This window comes from Bradyrhizobium sp. JR3.5, from assembly GCF_054057015.1.
In genome coordinates this window covers 5,861,915-5,885,054 of sequence record NZ_JBSRYV010000002.1, presented here as the reverse complement: position 1 = coordinate 5,885,054, position 23,140 = coordinate 5,861,915, and the positions used below count along the sequence as shown (strand labels likewise).

General features: G+C 65.2%; 19 protein-coding genes and 5 pseudogenes. 12 read left to right on the top strand and 12 right to left on the bottom strand.

The genetic code is table 11. The features are described from left to right. Window positions 1-58 precede the first annotated feature (58 nt). On the bottom strand, window positions 59-580 hold the full coding sequence (locus ACVWW1_RS44925) for a YcgN family cysteine cluster protein (protein WP_456660296.1): 522 nt from the start codon (window positions 578-580) through the stop codon (window positions 59-61). A gap of 287 nt (window positions 581-867) precedes the next feature. Between ACVWW1_RS44925 and ACVWW1_RS44920 the strand changes: the two are divergent. The 3 genes and pseudogenes from ACVWW1_RS44920 (at window position 868) to ACVWW1_RS44910 (ending at window position 4,339) form a co-directional block, all read left to right on the top strand. Continuing rightward, window positions 868-3,142: pseudogene (locus ACVWW1_RS44920) on the top strand (transglycosylase domain-containing protein). 1 nt (window position 3,143) lies between these two features. Next, window positions 3,144-3,722: a DUF1214 domain-containing protein gene (locus ACVWW1_RS44915; protein WP_176532518.1), complete on the top strand. Its 579-nt coding sequence runs from the start codon at window positions 3,144-3,146 to the stop codon at window positions 3,720-3,722. Beyond that, complete coding sequence (locus ACVWW1_RS44910) at window positions 3,719-4,339, top strand: DUF1254 domain-containing protein (RefSeq protein ID WP_456660295.1); 621 nt, start codon at window positions 3,719-3,721, stop codon at window positions 4,337-4,339. Before ACVWW1_RS44915 ends, ACVWW1_RS44910 begins: the two co-directional genes overlap by 4 nt. On the opposite strand, the gene ACVWW1_RS44905 is transcribed toward ACVWW1_RS44910, so the two are convergent. Then, a complete protein-coding gene (locus tag ACVWW1_RS44905; RefSeq protein ID WP_456660868.1) occupies window positions 4,336-4,800 on the bottom strand; it encodes a hypothetical protein in 465 nt (154 codons plus the stop codon). The genes ACVWW1_RS44910 and ACVWW1_RS44905 overlap by 4 nt on opposite strands. A gap of 82 nt (window positions 4,801-4,882) precedes the next feature. Continuing rightward, a pseudogene (locus tag ACVWW1_RS44900) lies at window positions 4,883-5,089 on the bottom strand (MBL fold metallo-hydrolase); the annotation flags it as partial. A 181-nt stretch (window positions 5,090-5,270) separates the two neighbouring features. Between ACVWW1_RS44900 and ACVWW1_RS44895 the strand changes: the two are divergent. After that, window positions 5,271-6,132 (top strand): annotated as a pseudogene (locus tag ACVWW1_RS44895) (LysR family transcriptional regulator). On the opposite strand, the gene ACVWW1_RS44890 reads toward ACVWW1_RS44895, so the two are convergent. Continuing rightward, on the bottom strand, window positions 6,129-6,896 hold the full coding sequence (locus tag ACVWW1_RS44890; RefSeq protein ID WP_456660294.1) for a hypothetical protein: 768 nt from the start codon (window positions 6,894-6,896) through the stop codon (window positions 6,129-6,131). The pseudogene ACVWW1_RS44895 and the gene ACVWW1_RS44890 sit on opposite strands and share 4 nt — an antisense overlap. Before the next feature lie 4 nt (window positions 6,897-6,900). Then, window positions 6,901-7,095, bottom strand: a complete 195-nt coding sequence (locus ACVWW1_RS44885; RefSeq protein WP_456660293.1) for a hypothetical protein — start codon at window positions 7,093-7,095, stop codon at window positions 6,901-6,903. Window positions 7,096-7,390: 295 nt separating this feature from the next. Between ACVWW1_RS44885 and ACVWW1_RS44880 the strand changes: the two genes are divergently transcribed. Then, a complete protein-coding gene (locus ACVWW1_RS44880) occupies window positions 7,391-8,323 on the top strand; it encodes a DUF2336 domain-containing protein (protein WP_456660292.1) in 933 nt (310 codons plus the stop codon). On the opposite strand, the gene ACVWW1_RS44875 is transcribed toward ACVWW1_RS44880, so the two are convergent. Continuing rightward, complete coding sequence (locus tag ACVWW1_RS44875; RefSeq protein WP_176532524.1) at window positions 8,320-8,664, bottom strand: DUF1491 family protein; 345 nt, start codon at window positions 8,662-8,664, stop codon at window positions 8,320-8,322. The genes ACVWW1_RS44880 and ACVWW1_RS44875 overlap by 4 nt on opposite strands. 227 nt (window positions 8,665-8,891) lie before the next feature. On the opposite strand from ACVWW1_RS44875, the gene ACVWW1_RS44870 reads away from it, so the two are divergent. Both ACVWW1_RS44870 and ACVWW1_RS44865 read left to right on the top strand, forming a co-directional pair. After that, complete coding sequence (locus ACVWW1_RS44870; protein WP_456660291.1) at window positions 8,892-10,370, top strand: hypothetical protein; 1,479 nt, start codon at window positions 8,892-8,894, stop codon at window positions 10,368-10,370. After that, window positions 10,348-10,536, top strand: coding sequence for a hypothetical protein (locus ACVWW1_RS44865; RefSeq protein ID WP_456660290.1), 189 nt, complete (start codon window positions 10,348-10,350; stop codon window positions 10,534-10,536). Before ACVWW1_RS44870 ends, ACVWW1_RS44865 begins: the two co-directional genes overlap by 23 nt. Window positions 10,537-10,596: 60 nt before the next feature. Here ACVWW1_RS44865 and ACVWW1_RS44860 read toward each other — a convergent pair whose 3' ends face one another. Continuing rightward, a complete protein-coding gene (locus ACVWW1_RS44860) occupies window positions 10,597-11,331 on the bottom strand; it encodes a peptidoglycan-binding domain-containing protein (protein WP_456660816.1) in 735 nt (244 codons plus the stop codon). Between the two features lie 7 nt (window positions 11,332-11,338). After that, window positions 11,339-13,142: pseudogene (locus ACVWW1_RS44855) on the bottom strand (ATP-binding protein). Window positions 13,143-13,585: 443 nt separating this feature from the next. Between ACVWW1_RS44855 and ACVWW1_RS44850 the strand changes: the two are divergent. Both ACVWW1_RS44850 and ACVWW1_RS44845 read left to right on the top strand, forming a co-directional pair. Further along, window positions 13,586-13,963: a DUF5330 domain-containing protein gene (locus tag ACVWW1_RS44850; protein WP_456660815.1), complete on the top strand. Its 378-nt coding sequence runs from the start codon at window positions 13,586-13,588 to the stop codon at window positions 13,961-13,963. A gap of 143 nt (window positions 13,964-14,106) precedes the next feature. Next, window positions 14,107-14,538: a SufE family protein gene (locus ACVWW1_RS44845; RefSeq protein ID WP_173641789.1), complete on the top strand. Its 432-nt coding sequence runs from the start codon at window positions 14,107-14,109 to the stop codon at window positions 14,536-14,538. Window positions 14,539-14,543: 5 nt separating this feature from the next. Here the strand turns inward: ACVWW1_RS44845 and ACVWW1_RS44840 are convergent, their stop codons facing one another. Next, window positions 14,544-14,957, bottom strand: a complete 414-nt coding sequence (locus ACVWW1_RS44840) for a MucR family transcriptional regulator (RefSeq protein ID WP_176532526.1) — start codon at window positions 14,955-14,957, stop codon at window positions 14,544-14,546. A gap of 105 nt (window positions 14,958-15,062) precedes the next feature. Beyond that, complete coding sequence (locus ACVWW1_RS44835) at window positions 15,063-16,022, bottom strand: hypothetical protein (RefSeq protein WP_456660289.1); 960 nt, start codon at window positions 16,020-16,022, stop codon at window positions 15,063-15,065. Window positions 16,023-16,361: 339 nt separating this feature from the next. Between ACVWW1_RS44835 and ACVWW1_RS44830 the strand changes: the two genes are divergently transcribed. Together ACVWW1_RS44830 and ACVWW1_RS44825 are read left to right on the top strand one after the other, a co-directional pair. Then, on the top strand, window positions 16,362-18,011 hold the full coding sequence (locus ACVWW1_RS44830) for a glycosyltransferase family 39 protein (RefSeq protein WP_176532528.1): 1,650 nt from the start codon (window positions 16,362-16,364) through the stop codon (window positions 18,009-18,011). 168 nt (window positions 18,012-18,179) lie between these two features. Continuing rightward, a complete protein-coding gene (locus ACVWW1_RS44825) occupies window positions 18,180-18,959 on the top strand; it encodes a class II aldolase/adducin family protein (protein ID WP_173641786.1) in 780 nt (259 codons plus the stop codon). Between the two features lie 220 nt (window positions 18,960-19,179). Here ACVWW1_RS44825 and ACVWW1_RS44820 read toward each other — a convergent pair whose 3' ends face one another. Next, window positions 19,180-20,580, bottom strand: a complete 1,401-nt coding sequence (locus ACVWW1_RS44820) for a M20/M25/M40 family metallo-hydrolase (RefSeq protein ID WP_456660288.1) — start codon at window positions 20,578-20,580, stop codon at window positions 19,180-19,182. Between the two features lie 201 nt (window positions 20,581-20,781). Between ACVWW1_RS44820 and ACVWW1_RS44815 the strand changes: the two genes are divergently transcribed. Then, window positions 20,782-21,900, top strand: a complete 1,119-nt coding sequence (locus ACVWW1_RS44815; RefSeq protein ID WP_456660702.1) for an IS630 family transposase — start codon at window positions 20,782-20,784, stop codon at window positions 21,898-21,900. Here the strand turns inward: ACVWW1_RS44815 and ACVWW1_RS44810 are convergent. Continuing rightward, window positions 21,883-23,118 (bottom strand): annotated as a pseudogene (locus ACVWW1_RS44810) (glycosyltransferase family 87 protein); the annotation flags it as partial. The gene ACVWW1_RS44815 and the pseudogene ACVWW1_RS44810 overlap by 18 nt on opposite strands. Window positions 23,119-23,140: the final 22 nt, after the last annotated feature.

The window sequence follows — 23,140 nt, the reverse complement described above, 5'->3', positions numbered from 1 at the left end:
CGTGATCGCACAACAGCCGGCGCCAGCTCTCGCGCCGTCAGCGTTGCGTCTTGGAAATCTACTTGGAGATCTTGGGCCGCTTCTTCAATTGCGCCCGTTTCGGCAGCAGCGCCGGCCAGCGCACGATGTGATCCTCGAGATCGGCGTCGTTGACATCGAGTTCGGTGCCTTCCACCCGCCCGCGTACCGAGACCCCGGCTTCATGAACCGTGTTGGGATCGCCGGAGATCAGGGGATGCCACCAGTAGAGGTCCCGCCCCTCGGCCACGAGCCGATAGCCGCAGCTCGGCGGCAGCCAGTTCAGGGTTCGGACGTTCTCCGGCGTCAGGCGGACGCAATCCGGAACCTGGTCGGAGCGGTTCGGGTAGTCCTTGCAGGTGCAGAGGCCGGAATCGAGCAGCTTGCAGGAGATATGGGTGAAATAGATCTTGCCGGTGTCCTCGTCCTCCAGCTTCTCCAGGCAGCAACGTGCGCAGCCGTCACACAGGCTTTCCCATTCGGCGTTGGACATCTCTTCCAACGTCTTGGTTTTCCAGAAGAATCCCTCCTGGCCCGACGGGCGCTTGGGCGGTGCGGTCATGATATCCCTGACATGGCGGTAAAGCTCTTCTTGGGACGCCGGCGCTCCCTCCGCAAGGGGGTGATATTGCGGGGTCGAAAAAGCCGGTGGGCAGCGTTAGGGCTTTCATTAAATTCACAAGCCGCGCCATTGGTTTATGGCAGCCGCTCGGATAGAACAACGAACGAGTCCCCAACGACGCAAAAGCGCCTTGGGATTGCCGCAACATCGAAGCAAGACGCTGGCCTGTGCCCGATTCGGGCGCCCGCAGCGCTGTCGAACTGATCAAGGGTCCGGTCCTTCAGATCATGCCGTCGCATTGGAAACAGAAGGTCCGGAATTTCTTCCTGGACCTCGATGCGCGTATCGACTCGACGCTGTTTTCGTCGGGCAAGGGCCTGCGCGAACTCTACGAGCGCTATTCCACCTTCATGGACCGCTTCTATGTCGGCCGCTGGAAGCGCTGGGTGTTCATCGAGCCGCTGTCCGAGGCCGCGACCATCGGGCTCGGCGGCATGATCCTGATGCTGACGCTCGCGATCCCCGCGTTCCGCGAGACCGCCGACGAGGACTGGCTGAAGAAGTCCGACCTCGCGGTGACCTTCCTCGACCGTTACGGCAACCCGATCGGCAGCCGCGGCATCAAGCATAATGACTCGATCCCGCTGGAAGACTTTCCGGACAATCTGATCAAGGCGACGCTCGCGACCGAAGACCGCCGCTTCTACGACCATTTCGGCATCGACGTTCCCGGCCTCGCCCGCGCGCTCGTCACCAACGCGCAGGCCGGCGGCGTCCGCCAGGGCGGTTCGTCGATCACCCAGCAACTCGCCAAGAACCTGTTCCTGAACAACGAGCGCACCATCGAGCGCAAGGTGAAAGAAGCCTTCCTTGCGATCTGGCTGGAGACGCGGCTCACCAAGAACGAGATCCTGAAGCTCTATCTCGACCGCGCCTATATGGGCGGCGGCACCTTCGGCGTCGACGGCGCGGCGCACTTCTATTTCAACAAGTCGGTGCGCGACGTGAACCTCGCGGAAGCGGCGATGCTCGCCGGCCTGTTCAAGGCGCCGACCAAATACGCCCCGCACATCAACCTGCCCGCGGCGCGCGCCCGCGCCAATGTCGTGCTCGACAACCTCGTCGATGCCGGCTTCATGACCGAGGGCCAGGTATTCGGTGCCCGCCGCAATCCGGCGGTCGCGGTCGACCGGCGCGACGAGAACTCGCCGAACTACTATCTCGACTACGCCTTCGACGAGATGCGCAAGCTGGTCGACACGTTCCCGAAGTCCTACACCGAGCGCGTCTTCGTGGTCCGCACCGCGATCGACATGAACGTGCAGAAGGCGGCCGAGGAAGCGATCGAGAACCAGCTCCGGCAGTTCGGGCGTGACTATCACGCGACGCAGGCCGCGACCGTGGTGTCCGATCTCGACGGCGGCATCCGCGCCATGGTCGGCGGCCGTGACTATGGTGCGAGCCAGTTCAACCGCGCCGTCGACGCCTACCGGCAGCCCGGCTCGTCGTTCAAGCCCTACGTCTACACCACGGCGCTGCTGAACGGCTTCACGCCGAACTCGAAGATCGTCGACGGCCCGGTCTGTATCGGCAATTGGTGCCCGCAGAACTATGGCCATTCCTATTCGGGTCAGGTCACGCTGACGCAGGCGATCACCCGCTCGATCAACGTGGTGCCGGTCAAGCTCTCGATCGCGCTGGGCGGCAAGGAAGGCCCGAAGGCCGGCCGCGCCAAGATCGTCGAGGTCGCGCGCCCGCTTCGGCCTCAAGGCGCCGCTACCCGATACGCCGTCGCTACCGATCGGCTCCGATGAAGTCACGGTGATCGAGCACGCAGTTGCGTATGCGACCTTCCCGAACCGCGGCAAGGCGGTGACGCCGCACTCGGTGCTCGAGGTGCGCACCGGCGCCGGCGATCTGGTGTGGCGCTGGGACCGCGACGGTCCGAAGCCGCGGCAAGCCATTCCACCGAATATCGCCGCCGACATGGCCGGCATGATGAGCCACGTGGTCAGCGAAGGCACCGCGCGCCGCGCCGCGCTCGACGGCATTCCGACCGCGGGCAAGACCGGCACCACCAACGCCTATCGCGACGCCTGGTTCGTCGGCTACACCGGCAACTTCACCTGCGCGGTCTGGTACGGCAATGACGATTATTCGCCGACCAACCGCATGACCGGCGGCTCGCTGCCGGCGCAGACCTGGCACGACATCATGGTCGCCGCGCATCAGGGCGTGGAAGTGAAGGAACTCGTCGGCGTCGGCATGGGGCAGAAGCTGCCGCCGCAGCCGGCGCAGGCCAATGCCCAGGCCAACGCGGCCCCGCGCGTGCTGGAGACCAAGCCGGGTCCGCCGCCGGTTTTGACCAAACGTGGCGCCGATATCCTGGTGCGGGTCGAGAAGCTGCTCGACGAGGCCGCCAAGACGGCCAACAAGACCACGCTGAACGAGCCCTCGCAGGCCGGCAAGCCGGAGTCCTCGAGCGCGCTGGCGTTCCCCGAAAACTACGTTGCCGCGGCCGGGCCGGACGGCGCGACAGCACCTGCGCCACGCAAGAACTGACGTGCGGCTCCTCCTCTCAACCCTGCTGGCCCTCGTCATCGCCACGGCCGTTGGCCTCGGCCTGACCTACGCGACGGCGACGCGCGGTACCGATCTCGGCACGCTGAAGATCGGCGCCTGGACCGCGCGACCGAAGAACGGCACCTCCGACGTCGACCCCTATTCGCGGGCCACGATCGCGCGCAGCGGCGAGCTGCCGATCGGCACCGGCGACGGCATCGCGTTTTCGGCAACCACCGACGACAAGAACAAGCCGCTCGACGGCCGCTGCGACATCGTGGTCAGCGGCGTGACGCCGGCGGCGCGGTTCTGGACGCTGACGCTGTTCGACCGCAAGGGCCATCTCGTCGCGAACTCGCTGCAACGTTACGGCTTCACCAGCCAGGAGATCATGCGCGCCTCCGATGGCACCTTCGAGATCCACATCGCCTCGCGCTCGCGCGCCGGCAACTGGCTGCCGACCGGCGGCATCGAGCGCTACGCGCTGATGCTGCGCCTCTACGACACGCCGGTCGGGGTCGCGACCCGCACCCAGCGCGACGCGCCGATGCCCTCGATTGCAACGACGGGCTGCCCATGATCCGCGTGCTGTTCACGATCCTCGCAGGCGTGCTGCTCGGCGGCGTGGTGCATCTCGTCAGCGTGCTGGCGCTGCCGCGCATCGCCTCGCAGGACGCCTATTCGCGGCTCACGCCGATGACCAGGCTCAACGAGGTGACGCCGCTGCCGCTGGCCGACCCGGGCAACTCGCCGATGCCGCTGATGGATCCGGCCTTCGCGGTGGCGATCTGCCGCTACGATCTCTCCACCGGGCCGCTCAAGCTCACCGTGCCGGTCAGCCAGGCCTATACGTCGGTGTCGTTCTACACCCGCAACGAGGTCGCCTATTACGCGATCAACGATCGCTCCGCTGGCAAGAAGGTGATCGAGCTCGATCTCATGACGGAAGCGCAGCACAACGAGCTGCCGGAGGACGAGGAAGTCACCGCGGCCGACCGACTGATCATCGACTCGCCGACCTCGACCGGCCTGATCCTGCTGAAGGCGCTGGCGCCGGAGCCCGGCCTGATGCCGCAGGCACAGGCCTCGCTCGCGGCCTCGTCCTGCAAGGTGCAGGCCGAGCCGGTCGCGACGAAGCAGGAAGCACCTCCGCCGCTCCCCGCTCCCGCCCCGCCGCCTTCGGCACGCAAGCGCTAGCTCGCGGCGCGCGCGTGCCGGCCGCAACGGCAGGTCTCGTAATCGACGGGATCGTGGCTGTTGACGATCGTGACATCAGAGCCATGCGCCGCCTTCAATTGGCGCAGCCGTTCCTGGTTCTGGATGCGCGTCGCGCGATCCATGTCGGCGCGGCGCTGGAACATGCCGAGCACCAGCGGGATCCGCGGCCTGGCATCGAGCTGCGCGTGGTGGAAATAGGCGTCGCCGGCGTGCAGCAGCCACCTGTCCTTGTCGCGCACTGCGATGCCGCAATGGCCGAGCGTGTGGCCCGGCAGCGGGACCATCAGGATGTCCGGCTCGCGATCGCCGAGCGCGCGCACGCCCTGGAAGCCGAACCAGTCCTCGCCGCCGGCGCCGTAGAACGCCCAATCCGGACCGTGCTTCCACTGCGCCGTGATGTAGCGGCCTTCCGGCGGCGCGACCTGATGCGTCACCGCCATGTCGTACTCCTTGCGATGAACGTGCACCTTGGCCTTTCGAAAAGTCCGGCACGCCGCCGGCATGGTCGCGATCGAGATGCGTCAGCAGCAGATGCCGCACATCGTCGGGCGAGAAGCCGAGTGCCTTCACCTGGCGGACGGCCGTCTCGGCCGGATCGAGCCGCGGCGTCGTCTGCCGCACCCATTTGCGGCCGAGCCGCGGCGGGTCGCCGATGTCGTCAAGGCCGATACCGGTGTCGACCAACACCAGGCCGTCATTGCTCTCGACCAGCAGGCAGTGACAGACCATCCGGGCGCGCTGGAAGATGCTGCCGCTGCCGTTCACGAGCCGCTTGCCGATCGGGCACATGGTGCCGGTGTTGAGATGGTGGATGCGCATGACAAATCCTCCGCTGAAGCCGGTGCAGACTTGCCAGTCGCGTTTCCATAGGTAAAATATTGTCTTTCTATCACTACGATAGGATGTGCCTATGGATATCCGCGAACTCCGCTATTTCGCCGCGGTCTACCGCGAGCGCAACCTGACCGCCGCGGCGAAGCGCTGCTTCATCTCGCAGCCGTCGATCTCGGCGGCGATCACTAATCTCGAAGCCGAGCTCGGCACCACGCTGTTCATCCGGCACAAGAAGGGCATGGCGCCGACGGAGTCCGCCGCGCAGTTTCACGGCGTCGCCCGCAGGATCATCGACGAGGCGGATGCGGCGCGAAACCTGTTTCGCAAACCTGCGACGAGGCAGGCGCTGACGCTCGGCCTGTTGCGGACGCTCGATCAGGCGCGGACGATCGCGCTGCTGAAGCCACTGACGGGCAGTGCCGATCTCGCGCTTCGGCTGGTCGGCGCCAATGAGAAGGCCGATGCGCGGATCGTCGCAAAAAGCATGATCGGCGCCGGCGAGCACTTCATCCCGCTCTGGAGCGAGCGCTACGTCGCGGCATTGCCGCCGTCACATCCACTCACCCTCAAAGAGACGCTGCGGATCACCGACTTCGCAGGCGTTCCGATGATCGATCGCTGCCACTGCGAGCAGCAGGAATTTCTTCAAGCGGACCGCGCCGCCACGTAAGTCGGTGGCGATCGCGGAATCGGAGGAGTGGGCGATGGCGCTGGTCGCGGCTGGGGTCGGCGTTGCGATCGTTCCCGAAGGCGTGGCGCGCGGTAATCCGGATGTGGCGGTACGCCCGATTGATGTCGACGTCACGCGCCAGGTCGGCCTCGCCTACCCCTCGGCCCACCCGCCATCAAATGCGCTGAAGGAGTTCATTGCGAGCCTGCCGCGGCAGGCGAGCAGTCGCCGCGTCAGACCCACAACAAGGAAGATGAAGCGGGCCTAGCCCTTCGACACCACGGCCTGGCCCGTGGCCGGTCCTGAGACCAGCGGCGCATTGGCGGTGAGCCGGGCGAGCTCGTTGATCTGGCGTTCGGCGTCGGCGGCCATGCCGTCGGGCGCCTGGATCACCAACCGCTCCAGCGCCCAGCGATAGGACGAGATCCGCCGCTCCAGGCTCTGCTGGACCCATTGCACGATCAGCGTGTTCTCTTCCATCCGCGCCACCGCGTCCGCCTTCTCGCGCGGCGACAGGTCGGCGATCATCTTGAGGCTGGCACTGCGCTTGCGATCCAGCTCGATCACCTGGATCGCGGTGGCGAAGAACGGCTCGAAGCGCGTGATGTCGTCGCGGACCTGGTCGATCAGCAGCGAATAGCGCGAGGCGAACGAGCGATGCGGCTCGTCGATCAGATTGCGGCCGTACGCCGTGCGATCGAACACGACCCTCTGCCGCCACGGCGAAGGCAGCGGCTGGTAGTCGCCGTACACGCTCTTCCACGCCGGTCGCGACAGCGGCGGCTCGATGAACTGATAGGCGAGATCGCGCAGCTGACGTTCGTGTTCGGTGAGCTGGAATTGCGAGGCGTTCTTGCCGACGCTGCCGGTCGCTTCGGCACCCATCCAGCGATGCATGTCGTCGTTGCGGAAGTCGGCGCGGGTGCGGCCGAAATCGCCGCCGCTGCAGCCAGCGAGCGCCGAGCCCGCAACCAGCAGGATCAGCGCCGGGAGTGACCGCCGAGCGGCGGTCCGCTGCGCAAGTTCCGGCATTGGATCAGGAGCGGCGTCGGCGACGACGGCCCTGCGCAGTGCCCCGCTCCGGTCCGCGACCTCCACTGGTCTCCTCCGTCGTTCGCTCGATCCGCACGACGGGAAGGATCAGCACGGTCCCCATGCCTTCGCCGGCAGCGCCGGCAACGCTCGGCCGCCGTGCAGCCGCATCCGCCGGAAACTCAACGATGGTGCCCATGTTCCGTTCTCTCTGGCCCCGCACGGACATGATTTGCCCCGCGCTCGCCGAGTTAAGAACGCGCATGGTTAACGACATCTTAAGCCGCCGATACGGACGGTTACGGATGTGGTGCTGTGCCTCAATAGACACGCGCAAATTCGAGCGTTCGCCTTCACGGCTTGTTTTCCTTAACTGCGTCTTAAAACAGCCTGCGTAGGCTCGCTGCCACAAGGTTTTCAAACCGAGTCTTATTGGCAAGTCGCGTACGCCCGAGATGAGCGCAGCTCCGCTATTTCCTGGTTTCGATGGGCTGATGACGCTCTCCCGCCGCGAGGGAGTCGACATCCGCCCCACTTTGCTGCGCGTCCTGACCGACCTGTATGTGCAGGCGAGCGCGCACTCCGCCGACGAAGAGCGCCAGTTCGTCGAGCTGACGTCGCGCCTGATCGACGAGGTCGACGACGCGACCCGCGCCGCCGTCCGCGCGCGGCTTGCGATCTATCCGGCAACGCCCGCCAGGATCATGGACAAGCTCGGGCTGCGCCGCACCGGTCCGGAGCAGCCGATGCCGGCTGCCGCGCCAATTCCCGCACCCGCACCGTCCGCGCTGCCCGCCAAGATCCCGACCGAGGCAGAGCTGCGGATGGCCGCGAGCCTTGCGATGCGACCGAACGATGCCGCCGAGATCTCCGACATGTTCTTTGCCGCCAGCGCGAAGGAGCGCGCGCAGATCCTGCACAATCTGCAGGAGACGCCGCTGAAGGCCGCGGCGCGGATTCCGGCGGCTCGCGCCGCGCGCGCGATCCATATCCTGGAGATGGCGGCATTTGCCGAGGACCTCGATAACTTCGCGCTCGAACTCGGCGAGGCACTGATCCTGCCGTCGCGGATCGCGGCGGAGGTCGTCAATGATCCCGGCGGCGAGCCGCTCGCCTGCGCGATGCGGGCGCTTGATGTCTCGAGCGCCGCATTCCAGCGGATCCTGATGTTCCTCAATCCGGAAGCCGGCTCGTCGGTCAACTATGTCTATCGGCTGTCGCGGCTCTACGATCGTCTCAGCGAGCGCTCCGCGCTGGTGATGCTGGCGGCATGGCGCGGCTCGACCATGGCAGTGGCGCGCGCCAGGTATCGCTCGTCGCTCTATGATGACGAGCGCCATCACGTGCGCGCGACGTCTTCGCAGACGCGATCCGCGGTGCAGCCCGGCAGCGCGCCTGGCTTTCGCAACCAGAAGTCTGGAAGCTAGGCCTTCGCCAGATCGAGAAAGTGCCGCCCGGCGCGATCTTCGGTCTCCACGATCCAGGCATCGGGATCGAAGCGGAGCTCCTTGGTCAATCGCTCCTCGACCGAAGGCTCCGACACCGGCTGCTGCGCCGTCGGCACGAACAGCCGCTCGGCCGGACGGCTGTCGTCATAAACCGTCTGCGGCGCCGGCGCATACAGCATCGCATTGCCGTCCATCAGCGCCACCTTGACGAACACGGCGCCGGCTTCCTCGGCGCCCTTCTTGCGGATCGCGCCGAACACGCCTTCGGTCTGGCAGCGGCGCAGATACGCCGCGACCCATATGCTGGTTTTCAATCGCATGCGCCGACCTATAGGCCAGCGCCGCGGCCACGTCCAATTGTCACAGATGACATCACGCACCGGCGGGTTGACCGACACAAGCCTCGCTCATATCCTTGTATCTGCGGTGCAAGCCGCGCCCGGGTCCACGGGAAGGGTTGAACCCACTTGCACCTGATACTCGGCCAACCAAAGCCTTTGTGCAGCCGGTTTTGTGGACCATCGGCGATTGATGCACGGAGGTTTCCATGGACCGATCGCCCGCGCGATTGAATCTCGAATATCTGAAGAAGCAGGCCAAGGAGCTCATTCGCCTTTACCGGCGACAGGCCCCGGAGGCTTACGCCCGTTTCCGGCAGGCGCTTCCGGCCGCGGCCGGGCGCAGCGACGCCCAGATCGCCGCACTTGATCTGCGGCTCCACGATGCGCAGTCCTGCGTGGCTCGCGATCTCGGCTTCGCCTCGTGGCCGGACCTGCGGCGCTATGTCGAAGCCCAATTGCCGCCTGGTAAGAGCAAGGCCGACCGGGTGCGGCGCTGGCTGCAACTGGTCTATGCCGCAGACGTCGACGGCACCACCGATCGCGCCCATCCGCGCGTCGCGGTGCGGATGCTTACCGAGGATCCCGATCTTGTGGCCGATGATCCCTATCTCGCCTGCGCCATCGGTGACGAAGAGACGATACGGCGCACTGCAGCCAGTGATCCCGCATGGGTCAACCGTCCCGGCGGTCCCCTAAAACTGCCGCCGCTGGTTGCGGTGACGCATTCCAGCCTGCTGCAGATTCCGGAATTTCAGGCGCGGCTGCATCGCTGCGCGCGCCTGCTGCTGCAGGCCGGCGCCGATCCCGACCAGCACATCAGCAGCCGCTGGCCGCCCGGATCGCTCGACGCGCCCGATGACAGCAATCCGCTGTCGGCGCTGTATGGCGCCGCCGGGCGCAATCACGATCTCGCGCTGACCCGGCTGTTGCTCGAGGCCGGCGCCAATCCGAACGACAATGAATCGCTGTACCACTCGCTCGAGGGCACTGTGACGACAGGCGCCCTGCTCGAGCACGGCGCGCGGATCGCAGGCACGAACGCGATGTACAAGGTGCTCGACGACGAGAACTTGCCGGCGCTCAAATTGCTGCTGCGGCACGGCGGCGATCCGAACGAGCCGGCCCGCAACGCGCCGTTGACGGATTGCGGATCGCCGCTGATGTGGGCGATCCGGCGGCGGCGATCGCGGACATGCATCGCGGCCTTGCTCGACGCCGGCGCGGATCCACACATCACGACACCGGACGGTCTCAGCGCCTACCGCTACGGTTTGCAGTTTGGACTGACCGAGGTCGCCGAACTGCTGCGGCAACTCACCGGCGATGAGACGCTGGCCGATGACGAGCGTTTCGTCGCGGCGTGCAGCAGCGGCGACGAAGACGAAGCGCGGGGGATCCAGGCCGCCCGGTCAGATCTTCCGGGATCGCTTTCACCAAGGCAGTTGCGGCTGCTTCCCGAGCTCGCTGCGGCAGGCGGCGACGATGCGGTGCGGCTGATGGTCAAGCTGGGCTGGCCCATCGCGGTGCGCGGCGGCGATTGGGATGCGTCGGCGCTCAATCACGCGGTGTTCCGCGGCAATGCCGGGCTGACACGCTTCCTGCTCGAGCACGGCGCGGAATGGACCGAGCAGCACGGCTTCGGCGACAACGCCGTCCGGAACCTTGTCGTGGGCGTCCTGCAATGAACCGGTCAGTGGTGGCGATTGGGCCGGCTGCGCGCAGGCCCTGCTCGATCACGGCATGCCGCGCGGCATTCCGGATCTCGACGATCCGGAATCGGTGCTGGTGGCCGGCCGCAAGAAGTCGTTCTCCGACGAGGTCCGGGACGTTCTGCTGGGCGAAGCCGGCTGACGACAGTCGAGGAGAGACATCATGGCCGGGTAACACCCGGCCATGACGAGAGGACAAAATCTAGTCGATCGAATGCCCGATCATCGTGCTGAGCTCGTGCACGAGGCGATCGGACATCTGTCCGGTCACCGGCAGCTTGCGCGCGCGCTCGAATTTCGCGATCGCGGTCTGCGTGTCCGAACCGATCGTGCCGGTCGGCTTGAGCTGGCCGTAGCCATATTCGGTCAGCGTCCGCTGGACCGCTGCGATGCGCTTGCCGGCCGGGCTCAGATGCTGTGTCGGGATCGGCGCCGGCGGACGAGGGACGCTGGATGGCGCAGATGCCGGCGGCGCGGCGGTCGACTTCATCACCAGGCTGGCCATCGGATCGACCGGCTTCGCTTCAACCGATTTGGGCTCCACCGGCTTGGCTTCAACGGACCTGGACTCGGCGGGCTTGGTCTCCACCGGCTTCACGTCGACCGGCCTTGATGGTTCCACGGCAGCGGGCTCGACCGATCGGGCGGCGGCCTCGGCCGGACGCGGGCGCGGAATCGGACTGATGGCGGCGGCAACCGGGGCCGGCGGCGGCAGCGTCACGACCGAGCCGCCGAACATCGGCGACGGATGACGGCCAGCCTGCAGGAACAGTGCGTTGATCAGGATCGCAACAATGGCGGACAATGCCAGCACGCCCGCAACCAGATCCTTCGGACTATGCAGCAGCAGGCGCAGGACGAGGCCACGTTCGTCCTCGGCCGCGATGGCTACCGCCTTGGCGCCGCGGCGACGGCGCGGCGTTTCGTCGTCATCCAAAGTCTGTCTAGGCACTCTTCTTCACCTGTTGGGTTTGTTCTTGCAGTCCGGACCGCAGCGCGGGCTTCAGCGTCGATACATTGCTGGACGGCTCGACCGCGGCCGGCGGAGTGAACGACAGCGGCAGCGCGACCGACACGACGGTGCCCTCGCCCACCTTGCTCTCCACATTCATCTCGCCATGGTGCAGTCCAACCAGCCCCTTGACGATGGAGAGGCCGAGGCCGGTGCCTTCGTGACGGCGCTGATAGGTCTTGCCGGCCTGGAAGAACGGATCGCCGATCCGCTTGAGGTCGTCGGCAGCGATGCCGACGCCGGTGTCCGAGACCCGCAGCAATAGCCGCGATCCCTCGACGCCGGCCGACACGGTCACCTTGCCGCCGCGCTCGGTGAACTTGATGGCGTTGGAAACCAGATTGAGAACGATCTGCTTGAACGCGCGCGAATCGCCATTCACGATCGGCAGGTCGTCCGGCACCCGGGTGACGAGGTCGACACCGCTCTCCGCGCGCCTTCAACGCCACCAGATTGCAGCAATTGAGCAGCGCCGGCCGCGGCGCAAATGGCTCCGGCGAAATCTCGAAATTGCCGGACTCCATCTTCGACATGTCGAGGATGCCGTTAACGACGGACAGCAGATGCTGGCCGGAGTCGTTGATGAGCTGTGCGTATTCCTTGCGGCGGGCCGCGTCGAGGCCGAGCACATCTTCCTGCGCGATCATCTCGGAGAAGCCGATGATGGCGTTGAGCGGGGTCCGCAGCTCGTGGCTCATGGTGGCCAGGAAGCGCGTCTTCGACGCATCGGCCTGCTCGGCCGCATGGCGCGCTTGTTCCAGCGCGTGCTCCTGCACCTTGCGATCGGTCACGTCGCGGATCACGGCGACCACCTCGGCATCGGCGGAGGCCTGCTCGAGCGCCCGGCAGCGCATCTCGACCCAGATGAATTCGGCGGCCGCCTCGCCACGCGCACCGTCGCGGCGCACGCGGAACTCGACGCTGCGGGACTCGCCGCGCGCGGCGTCCGACAGCGCGGTGAGATAGGCCGGACGATCGGCGACATGAACGCGGTCGAACAGGCCGTGGCCGGACAGCCGCGATGCCGGCACGCCGAGCATGATCTCGACCGCGGGCGAGATGAAGCGCACCGCGCCGTTGCGGCTGTGCCGCGACAGCACGTCGCTCATGTTGTGTGCGAGCAGGCGGTAGCGCTCTTCCTCGACGTAAAGCAGCGCCACGCTGGTTCGCGCCAGTGACTCCGCGCCGAAGGCCAACCCGGCCGCATAGAAGATCGCCGACACCACGCCGAAGCCGACCAGCGTGCTGTTCGACGCAACCGCGGGATCGACCACCGGCAGCACGTGGTAATGGCCAAGCACGCTGAGCAGCGCGGCACAGATCATCGCCAGCGCGAACGCAAACGCCACCACGCGCCGCGACGCCGACAGCGCCGCCTCGATCGGAATCACGACAAGCCACACCGCCGCGAACGACGCGATGCCGCCGGTCGACGCCGCGATCATCATCACGAGACCGGCGAGCGCCAGCGAGGACAGCACATGCGCGCCTTCATAGCGGCCGGTGCGCGACAGGAACCAGGACAGCAGGATCGGTGCGATCAGCCAGGCGAAGGCCGCGACCTCGATCGCCGTCGGCGCACCGCGCATCGCCAGAAAGGCAGGAAACGAGGCCAGCGCCGCCAGACTGCCGAGCAGCCGCGGCGCCATGAAGGCACGGTGGCGCGCACGCGTCAGCGCATCATATTGCGCCGACGGATGCAGCAGCGCATCCAGGCAATCGCGGATCAGACTCAAACTACTCACAGCACTCGCGCTTCGGCTTAATCGTCAGACAGACGCGCCGGAACGCCTCCTTTGTGATTGCAGGCCAACGTGTCAGAGCGAACTTAAGCGAACGCTAAGGCGGGGCGGCCTGCTGCCAAACACCGTGCATTGGCGAGGCTTCGACGCTGTCATTCACCGGTCATTTGTCGGGGATGGTGAACGGCTGGTTTCCGGGTGCGACAAACTATGGTTTCGAAATGGTGGACGCGGCGCAGTATGCCGATTTGGCACCCGTCAGCTGCCATCAATCGAAAATTTACGGCGAATCAACTCAGGCGAATTTTCCGCGATTTTTCGGCGGATTTACTTCAATGCAGACACTTCCGATTTATCGACCGATGCTAACCGTGAGGGCAATAGCGGCATCGACCGCGCAAGAAGCAAAAGACAAGATAGACGACCGGGATCGCGCCATGTTCTTCCTGCTGCGTTTGGCATTCTGGCTCGGGCTTGTGCTCGTGCTGCTGCCGAGAGACAAAACACCTGAAGCGGACAAGACGCCGCAGATCAGCGCATCGGACGCGGTGTCGGCCGCGACGGCGACGATCAACGACATGGGTCAGTTCTGCAAGCGTCAGCCTTCCGCCTGCGAAGTCGGCGGCCAGGCCGCGACCGCAATCGGCCAGCGCGCGACCGATGGCGCGCGCAAGCTCTACCAGATCATCACCGACAAGAAGCCGCCCGACCACACCGGCTCGATCGGCAAGGATGATACCGACCCGGGCGCGTCGCGCGACACGCTGACGGCGGACGATCAGACGATTGAATTCCGCCTGCCGCCGATGCCGTAAGCGCCAATCGAGCGCTTTCGCGTGAGGCGGATGCCGGCTCGCGTGAAGAAAACGCGTCAAAACAACCGGGAACCGGTTCCATTTTCGTCGCATTCGCGGCCCGACTTCCTATATAAGCCGTTGAGAATAGGACGCGGGCCACGATGACGACGATCGACGAAATCAGGGACAATTTTGCGCTGCTGGACGAGTGGGACGACCGTTACCGCTATGTCATCGAGCTCGGCCGCACGCTGGAGCCGTTGTCGGAGGCGGAGCACTCGGCCGAGAACAAGGTGCAGGGTTGCGTCAGCCAGGTCTGGCTGTCGAAGCGGATCGATCGCGATGCCAATGGCGAACCGCGCCTGAACTATATCGGCGACAGCGACGCCCACATCGTGCGCGGCCTAGTCGCGATCGTGCTGACGCTGTTTTCCGGGCACACGCCGAAGGAAATTCTCGCCACCGACGCGCTCGCGCTGTTCGACGAGTTCGGCTTCCGCGACCATCTGACGCCGCAGCGCTCCAACGGCCTCCGCTCTATGGTCGATCGCATCCGCAACGACGCGCGCGAAGCGCTGGCGTCCGCCGCGTAAAACCCTTACTTCCGCTTCCGCGCCTGCTGGCCAAGTCCCATCTTCTTGGCGAGCTGCGACCGGGCCACCGCATAGTTCGGCGCCACCATCGGATAGTCGGCCGGCAAGCCCCATTTGTCGCGATATTGCTCGGGCGTCATGTTGTACTGCGTACGCAGATGGCGCTTGAGCGACTTGAAGCGCTTGCCGTCTTCGAGACACACCAGATATTCCGGCGTGATCGACTTCTTCGTCGACACCGCCGGCTTGGCCGGCTCGCTCGGCGTGTCGGCGCGGCCGCTCGACACCCGCAGCAGCGCCGCGTGGACCTGGCTGATCAGGCTCGGAATATCCGAGGCCGGCGTCGGATTGTTGCTGAGATAGGCCGAAACGATGTTTGCGGTCAGCTCGACCGGCGTTTTGCCTGACGTATCGGACATGGCTCAACCTTCCCCGTGCTATCGACGACCCGGCGCCCACCGGACAGTATCCAGGTGCAGCAATACATCAATGGAATCGCGTACTACTTCGCGAATATGAGCGGATTACAGCAAACCTGACAAGAACGGCCGTATTTTTCCGGCCTCGAACCGGCCGCCCGCAAGTATTGATGCGGACCTTAAGGCCGCTGCTCCAAATGCGACCTGAGCTCGTCGATCGAGGTAAACCGCATCATGCCCTCCGGCATCTGCGCCTCGATCGATCCGTCCGAATAGAGCGAATAGGCCATGCCGTCGACGACGCCCGATTTGAGCACGGTCACCGGCGGCTGCTCCTGGGGCGGCGGTGGATGGCCCGATGATGGCGCCGCGCCGGCTGGACTGGGTCTCGCCGAAGGTCGACGGCCGGGGCGTGCGCCGCGGGGCGACATCGACCGACCTCGGCCGCTCGGCCTTCGGCCAGGCATCGTCGAACGTTGCCGGCGCGGGCTCGGCCGCCGCGGCCGGACCAGGACGCAGCTCCGGCGACAGCAGATCCGGCGTCAGCGGCTCGGCCGTGCGGCTCTGGCCCCGCTCGCGTTCCTTCCGCGAGGACGAAAACAACAGGTTGCGCCGCTTGGGCGTGGCTTCGCCCTCCGGGGGCGCTCCACCCGGCACGGGCGGCGGCCCCTCGCCCGGCGCGCCACGCAAGGGGATTTCGTCGTGCCAGGGCGGTGGGACCGTGGGCGCGGATGGCAGGACCGGCGGCGGAGGCGCGGCGACCTTGGGCTCGCGCGGCGGCGGGAAAACAGGATTCTCGGGGGTATTGCGCGGGGAAGTTGCAGACGCTAGCGGAACCTCGGCCCGGGCGCCTGCGGCAACAGGATCTAGCCGCCTGGCGATGACCTGGAGTTCCCGAAGGATGGCGGCGAGCGCCAGCACGATCGCGCCGGTGCAAACGCCAGCCACGCCTGTCGTGATCAACGCGCTGCCGACGCTGAATTCCTTGTAGGGGATTCCCAAGCCGATCGCCGCCAAGCCCGCCACAACCAGGCCCACGCCGACGACCAACAGACCAACCATCATCTAACTAACCCCCGGGAGATCCGACCGAAAATCGGCGTGGGCCACCAACGCCACGATACCGTCATATTGCCCACACCGCCAACCGCCAATTGTAGACGGAGTTCCCTAAAATCCCACTTAACAGGGCCCTGATGCGCTTTTTGATCGCGGCTGCGGCCACGTGCAGGCCCCCGTCTCCCGTAGATTTACTGGCTACGAATTGCTGCCAATATATTGCAATGCATCTGGGAAATTACGCCACAATTACCAATTACTTGGAAACGGAACTGCGCTATGGATGCCGGGGAATGAGGCCCTAAAGCGCCAAACTGGGCCACAGGTACGCCGGTATCACTAGCTATGTCATCGATTACGACGTCTGCCCTCGAGGCGCCTGCACGGCGCTCGGTGGAGAAGACCTGCGACGATCTCGCTTTCCTCGTCCTCGGCGTGGTCGCCGTGGTCGCCGGCCTCACATTCCGCGATTACGGTCTGGGCTGGGACGACTACACCCACGCTGAATACGCCGACCTCCTGCTGCGCATGTACGGGTCCGGGTTCAAGGACACCGGCGCGCTCTCCTTCGCCAATCTCTATATGTACGGCGGCGGCTTCGATATGGCTGCGGCGCTGTTGCACAAGGTCATCCCGCTCGAATTGTTCGAGACGCGCCGCCTGCTCGGCGCGATCGTCGGCGTGATCGGGCTTGGCGTAACCTGGCGCCTGGCGCGCCGCGTCGGTGGCCCGCTGGCGGGACTGGCGGCCCTGCTGCTGCTCGCGCTGTGCCCGACCTTCTACGGTCACATGTTCATGAATCCGAAGGATGCGCCGTTCGCCGTCGCGATGGTGGTCCTGATCATGGGCCTCGTCCGCCTGATCGAGGAATACCCGGCGCCCTCGCCGCGCACGATCCTGATCGTCGGCCTCGGGGCCGGCCTGTCGATCGGCTGCCGCGTCCTTGGCGGCCTCGCCCTGATCTACGCGGTGGTCGGCTTCATCCCGCTCTGGATCGAGGAATTCCGCAAGCAGGGCCCGCGCGAGGCGACCCATCGCTTTGCCCATGTCATCTATGTGCTGCTGCCGGGGCTCGTGCTGGGCTATCTCGTGATGGGCCTGATCTGGCCGTGGTCGATCATGGAGCCCGGGCATCCGCTGGAAGCGGTGACCTATTTCTCGCACTTCTTCGAGAAGCCGTGGAAGGAGATGTTCGACGGCGCGCTGGTCTCGGTGCCGGACATGCCGTGGTCCTATCTGCCGACGCTGTTCGCGCTGCAGCTTCCCGAAGTGCTGCTGGTGCTGCTGAGCGCGGCCGTCATCACCACCTTCATGTCGCTGTCGCGCACCGATGTGGCGGCGAAGCGCAAGTCGGTCATGCTGATGCTGACGCTGGCGGCGACGCTGCCGCTGGTGATCGCAATGGTGAAGCGGCCGGCGCTCTACAACGGCATCCGCCACTTCATCTTCGTGATCCCGCCGATGGCGGTGCTTGGCGGCGTCGCCTTCGCCCGCGGCATGGACTGGCTCGGCGAGAACCGCCGCGCCTGGCAGCCTGCGGCGCTCGCCGTGTTCGCGTTCGGCCTGCTGCTGCCGCTCAGCGAAATGATCCGCCTGCATCCGTATCAGTACACGCACTTCAACCACATCGCCGGCACGGTGCGGACCGCCGACAATTTCTTCATGCTTGACTATTGGGGCCTGGCGCTGAAGCAGGCATCCGACGGACTGCGCGAGCAGCTGGCGGAGCGGCAGGAAGTGCCGCCGCAGCATCGCAAGTGGAAGGTCGCGGTGTGCGGACCGCAGCGCCCCGCGCAGGTCGCGCTCGGGCCGGACTTCACGATCGGCTGGGACAGCCATGCCGCCGACTTCGCGATGACGCTCGGCGAGTTCTACTGCAAGGGCCTGGCCGCCCCCGTGATGGTCGAGATCAAGCGCGACGACGTCGTGTTCGCCCGCGTCTACGATATCCGCGGCCGCAGCATCTCGAGCCTGCTGGCGATCCCGGCACCGTAACGCAAAGCACGTCTGCTACGCTTCTGCCCACTTCTGAAGCATGATCTTCCAGATCGTGGGCCAGCCGTCGCATGCTCACATGACTGTCACGCCATTACGCTGCCTTGCCGCGATCCGGCGCCGACGCTAGGTTCGACGCAGGAAACAGCCATCAATGGAGCATCGGCCATGTCGCCAGCGGAAGCGCGCCTGAAGGAAGTCCCGTCGGATATCAGTGCAGCGGAATGGGAGCAGCGGATCAATCTCGCCGCCTGCTATCGGCTGGTGGCGCTCTACGGCTGGGACGATCTGGTCGACACCCACATCTCAGCGCGCGTGCCCGGACCCGAGCATCACTTCCTGATCAACCCGTACGGGCTGATGTTCGACGAGATCACCGCCTCGAGCCTGGTCAAGGTCGACCTCGACGGCAACCAGCTCTCGAAGAGCGACTACAGCATCAACCCGGCCGGCTTCACCATCCACTCGGCGATCCACGAGGTGCGCGAGGACGCCGGCTGCGTGCTCCATCTACACACGGTCGACGGCACCGCGGTGTCGAGCGGCCCCGATGGGTTGCTGCCGCTGAACCAGACCGCGCAGCTCGTCACCCACGACCTCGCCTATCACGACTATGAAGGCATCGCGCTTGATCACGACGAGCGCCCGCGCCTGCAGCGCGATCTCGGCACCAAGAACCACATGCTGCTGCGCAATCACGGCACGCTGACGGTCGGCCGCTCGGTCGCGTCCGCCTTCGAGCGGATGTACCATCTGGAGCGCGCCTGCTCGATGCAGGTGGCGACCCGCGCGCTCGGCGGAAGCGCCTATCCGGTCGACCAGCACGCGATCGACAAGAACACCGAGCTGCTGTCGAACCCCGATCGCGCCGAGCTGCGCTCGACCCAGCTGGTCTGGCCACCTCTGCTGCGCAAGCTCGACCGCGTCAATCCCGGCTACCGTGATTGAATTTCACAATCTTCGGGTAAGCTAGCGGCCAACACCCTCTACACGACCTGAATCAAAACGCCGCCCAATTCCGGGCGGCGTTTTCGCGTGCAGGCTTCTCTTCCGTAGCCCGGATGGAGCGCAGCGTAATCCGGGGCAACGCATCCGCGGATCGACCGTCCCGGATTTCGCTTCACTCCATGCGGGCTACGCGGCCGCTTTCGACCGTGCTCACCTCACGCTATTTGGCGTCGGCGAACGCCGCCAGGATCCGCGCCCAGGAGCGGATGCCCTTGTGGTAGCTCTTGAGGTCGTACTTCTCGTTCGGCGAATGGATGTTGTCGTCGTCGAGCCCGAAGCCGACCAGCACGCTATCGAGGCCGAGCGTGCGCTTGAAGTCGGCGACGATCGGGATCGAGGCGCCGGAGCCGACCAGCAGCGCCTCCTTGCCCCATTCGTCGGTCAGCGCGCGGCGGGCGGCCGCCAGCGGCTTCATGTTCCAGTCGAGCGCGATCGCCGGCGCGGAGGAATGATCGATGAATTCGGCCTTGCAATCCGCCGGCACGCGCGCCGTCACGTAATCGCGGAACGCCTTGCGGATCTTCTCGGGGTCCTGTCCTTCGACCAGGCGGAACGAGACCTTGGCCGATGCCTCCGCCGGGATCACCGTCTTGGAGCCCTCGCCGGTATAGCCGCCGACAATGCCGTTGATGTCGCAGGTCGGCCGCGAGGAGACCTGCTCGATCAGGAGCCGATCCTTCTCGCCGGCGGGCACCGACAGGCCGATCGGCTTGAGGAAGCTGTCCGCCGTCAGATTGAGCTGCTTCCATTGCGCCAGAATGTCCGGCGGCAGATCCTTCACGCCGTCATAGAACCCGGGGATGGCGATGTGGCCGTTCTCGTCATGCAGGCCGCCGAGGATCCGCGTCAGCACGCGGATCGGATTCTGCGCGCCGCCGCCGAACACGCCGGAATGCAGGTCGCGATTGGCGGCCTTGATCTTGACCTCATCATAGACCAGGCCGCGCAGCGAGGTCGTGATCGCGGGCGTGTTCGGATCCCACATGCCGGTATCGCAGACCAGCGCGAAGTCCGCCTTGAGCTCAGCCTTGTTCGCTTCCAGGAACGGCACGAAATTCTTCGAGCCGATCTCCTCCTCACCCTCGATGACGATGGTAATGTCGATCGGCAGCGATCCCGTCACCGCCTTCCAGGCCCGGCATGCCTCGAGGAAGGTCATCAGCTGTCCCTTGTCGTCCTCGGCGCCGCGCGCGACGATGATCTTGCGCCCATCGGCATGGTCGGTCACCACGGGCTCAAACGGCGGACGGTGCCAAAGATTCAGCGGATCGACCGGCTGCACGTCATAGTGGCCGTAGAACAGCACATGCGGACGCCCGTCGGTCGCGCCGTTCAGCTTGCCGACGACGGCCGGATGTCCGGCGGTCGGCCGCACCTCGGTTTTGAAGCCGAGGGTTGCGATATCCTTGGCGAGGTGATCGGCAGCCGCCTTGCAGTCATTGGCAAAGGCCGGATCGGCCGAGATCGATTTGATCCGCAGCAGCGTGAACAGCCGCTCGAGACTGTTGTCGAAATCGGCGTCGATGCGGTCGAGGACGGGCTGCAGCTTGGCGTTGGACATCGCTTATATCCCATTGGTTGGACATTGCGCCAAGTTGTAGCGCGCCGGCCGCCGGAGGCAAAGCTTCTCCACTTTCCTTGCCGGAAGACTTGCGGATGTGCCAGACTAGTGTCCCGAGTCACAAGTTCGCAATCGTAGATTCGCAGTAGGTTCGCGTCGCTGTGCCAAGGCTGGGAGGCAGCAGCAGTGACGGAGGATCTGATGGCGGTCCGGCAACTTGCCTCCCTGACATTGAGTGATGAAGAGCGCGCCGAACTGAAGGCGCTGACGACGCGGCGGAAGACGGCGCAGGCGCTGGCTCTGAGAGCCCGGATCGTGCTGACCTGCGCGGAAGGCGGTCAAAACAAGGAAGTGGCGGCCAAGCTGGGCTTGGGCCGGTCAACGGTAGGCAAGTGGCGGCGGCGTTTTGTGGAGCGGCGCGTGGACGGGCTGCGTGACGAGCCCCGCTCCGGAGCGCCACGTACGGTTGACGATGCCCGCATCGAAGCCCTGATCGTAAGGACGTTGGAGAGTTGCCCCGAGAACGCCACCCATTGGAGTTCCCGCGGCATGGCGAAGGCCAGCGGCCTGTCGGTGTCGACGGTGCAACGCATCTGGCGGGCCTTCGGGCTCCAGCCGCACCGGCTAGAGACGTTCAAGCTCTCGACCGATCCAAACTTCGTGGCCAAAGTGCGCGACGTCGTGGGCCTTTACGTCTCGCCGCCGGAGCACGCCATCGTTCTCTGTGTGGATGAGAAATCCCAAATCCAGGCACTGGACCGCAGTCAGCCGATGCTGCCGATGCGTCCCGGCCAACCGGCCCGAAGAAGCCATGACTACACAAGGCACGGCACCACATCGCTGTTCGCCGCCCTCGACATTGCCAGTGGACGGGTGATCGGCAAGTGCTACGGACGCCACCGTGCTGTCGAGTTCCGCAAGTTCCTCGACGAGATCGAGGCTGCCGTGCCGCGCGACCTCGACGTCCATTTGGTCATGGACAATTACGCCACGCACAAGACGCCATTGATCCGAAGATGGCTCGCCAAGCGGCCCCGGTGGCACGTGCACCTGACCCCGACCAGTTCGTCATGGCTCAACCAGGTCGAGCGCTTCTTCGCACTCCTGACCGACAAGAAGATCAGACGCGGCATCTATCGAAGCGTTGCCGCCCTCCGGGCAGACATCGCTTCCTTCATCGACCGGCACAACGCCGATCCCAAGCCGTTCCGCTGGACTAAGTCCGCCGATGACATCCTGGCATCCATCGAACGCTTCTGCCGGTACAACGCTCCGCCAAATCCAGATTCGATATCGCGAACTTCTGGTCCACCACACTAGGCCCGCGATCAGCACAAAGGTCGCAGCAACATTATTGCCATAGGCCCGCAGCGCGATCGGATACCACGGCAACGAGAGCCCGAGCAGGGCACAAACGACCGCAACCACGACCCAGGTTCCGGTCCGAATCTTTGGCCGCGGATGATAAACGGCACGATGCATCAAGACCGTGATCGGGAAGAACAACCACACGAAGTAGTATTCGCGTGCCAATGGCGAAGCCACCGTCATCAGACAGAACAGGATGCCGATCTCCTCCGCGTCCGACTTTTCGGTCCGCAACCAGGCCGGCGGCATGACCCAGATGTAGCCAAGCCCGATCAGGATGCTCACCGCGACGATGACCCAGTTCGCCGTCGCGAAGTCGAGATCGACGAGGTTCATGTAACGCGGCGGCTTGCTCGGATCGTCCTGATTGTAGTTCAGCGGCCGCAGCAGCCGATGCGATACTGCGATGATCGACTGGTTTACTGACGACCAGTTCTGCTCGGCCCGCTGGCCAAACCCCTCGGCCGAACTCGCCCCAACCATGCCGTGGTACCAGGTCTTCAATTCGGCAGCGTTGTGCTGAAAGCCACGGAATGGCACCGGCAGGACGAACAGGAAGAAGACCAGAAATGCAGTCATGCCGGCGATCGCGCCCCAGCGCCTGCGCCAGACGAGATAGGGCAATACCGCAATCGGGAACACCTTGATTGCGGCCGCCAGGGCAAACATGCCGCCCGCAAGCCACGACCGCCCGCTCCGCAACAGCCAGAAGCCATAGAGCATCATCGCAAGCAGGATCAGGTTTGGCTGCCCAAGGTCGAAGATATCGATGACGAAGGTCACCATGAGGCAGCCCGGCAGCGCCTCAAGCCAGGGCCCCGGCTCGCGACCCGATCCCGCCATCGCGTGCGAGAACTGCGCAACCATCCACCACGCGGCGGCGTTGAGCAGGGAAAGGCACAAGTAAAGCGGGATCTTGCCGAAGAACGCCGGAATCGCGAGGAGCACCGCTGGTAACGGCGGGTAGATGAACTCGAAATAGCCGGAGGCATCGGCGGGATAAAGGCTGTGACCGTGCAGCACTTGCTGTCCGGCCCAGAACCACAATGGATAATCCTTCGTCTTGCCGTGTCCCCAAATCTCCGGGACCAGAACGTCTGCGGTCAGCCCGATGCAGCAGACCAAAAACAACAGATGAAACGGCGCCTTCAGCGAAGGATATCTCAGCAAATGTTCGTTCCAATCAGATGAC

Coding starts and splice junctions, on each gene's coding strand:
- ACVWW1_RS44925 (WP_456660296.1), bottom strand. CDS start 580: ATGACCGCACCGCCCAAGCGCCCGTCGGGCCAGGAGGGATTCTTCTGG.
- ACVWW1_RS44910 (WP_456660295.1), top strand. CDS start 3,719: ATGATCCGCGTGCTGTTCACGATCCTCGCAGGCGTGCTGCTCGGCGGC.
- ACVWW1_RS44905 (WP_456660868.1), bottom strand. CDS start 4,800: ATGGCGGTGACGCATCAGGTCGCGCCGCCGGAAGGCCGCTACATCACG.
- ACVWW1_RS44890 (WP_456660294.1), bottom strand. CDS start 6,896: ATGCCGGAACTTGCGCAGCGGACCGCCGCTCGGCGGTCACTCCCGGCG.
- ACVWW1_RS44885 (WP_456660293.1), bottom strand. CDS start 7,095: ATGGGCACCATCGTTGAGTTTCCGGCGGATGCGGCTGCACGGCGGCCG.
- ACVWW1_RS44880 (WP_456660292.1), top strand. CDS start 7,391: ATGACGCTCTCCCGCCGCGAGGGAGTCGACATCCGCCCCACTTTGCTG.
- ACVWW1_RS44875 (WP_176532524.1), bottom strand. CDS start 8,664: ATGCGATTGAAAACCAGCATATGGGTCGCGGCGTATCTGCGCCGCTGC.
- ACVWW1_RS44870 (WP_456660291.1), top strand. CDS start 8,892: ATGGACCGATCGCCCGCGCGATTGAATCTCGAATATCTGAAGAAGCAG.
- ACVWW1_RS44850 (WP_456660815.1), top strand. CDS start 13,586: ATGTTCTTCCTGCTGCGTTTGGCATTCTGGCTCGGGCTTGTGCTCGTG.
- ACVWW1_RS44845 (WP_173641789.1), top strand. CDS start 14,107: ATGACGACGATCGACGAAATCAGGGACAATTTTGCGCTGCTGGACGAG.
- ACVWW1_RS44840 (WP_176532526.1), bottom strand. CDS start 14,957: ATGTCCGATACGTCAGGCAAAACGCCGGTCGAGCTGACCGCAAACATC.
- ACVWW1_RS44835 (WP_456660289.1), bottom strand. CDS start 16,022: ATGATGGTTGGTCTGTTGGTCGTCGGCGTGGGCCTGGTTGTGGCGGGC.
- ACVWW1_RS44830 (WP_176532528.1), top strand. CDS start 16,362: ATGTCATCGATTACGACGTCTGCCCTCGAGGCGCCTGCACGGCGCTCG.
- ACVWW1_RS44825 (WP_173641786.1), top strand. CDS start 18,180: ATGTCGCCAGCGGAAGCGCGCCTGAAGGAAGTCCCGTCGGATATCAGT.
- ACVWW1_RS44820 (WP_456660288.1), bottom strand. CDS start 20,580: ATGTCCAACGCCAAGCTGCAGCCCGTCCTCGACCGCATCGACGCCGAT.
- ACVWW1_RS44815 (WP_456660702.1), top strand. CDS start 20,782: ATGGCGGTCCGGCAACTTGCCTCCCTGACATTGAGTGATGAAGAGCGC.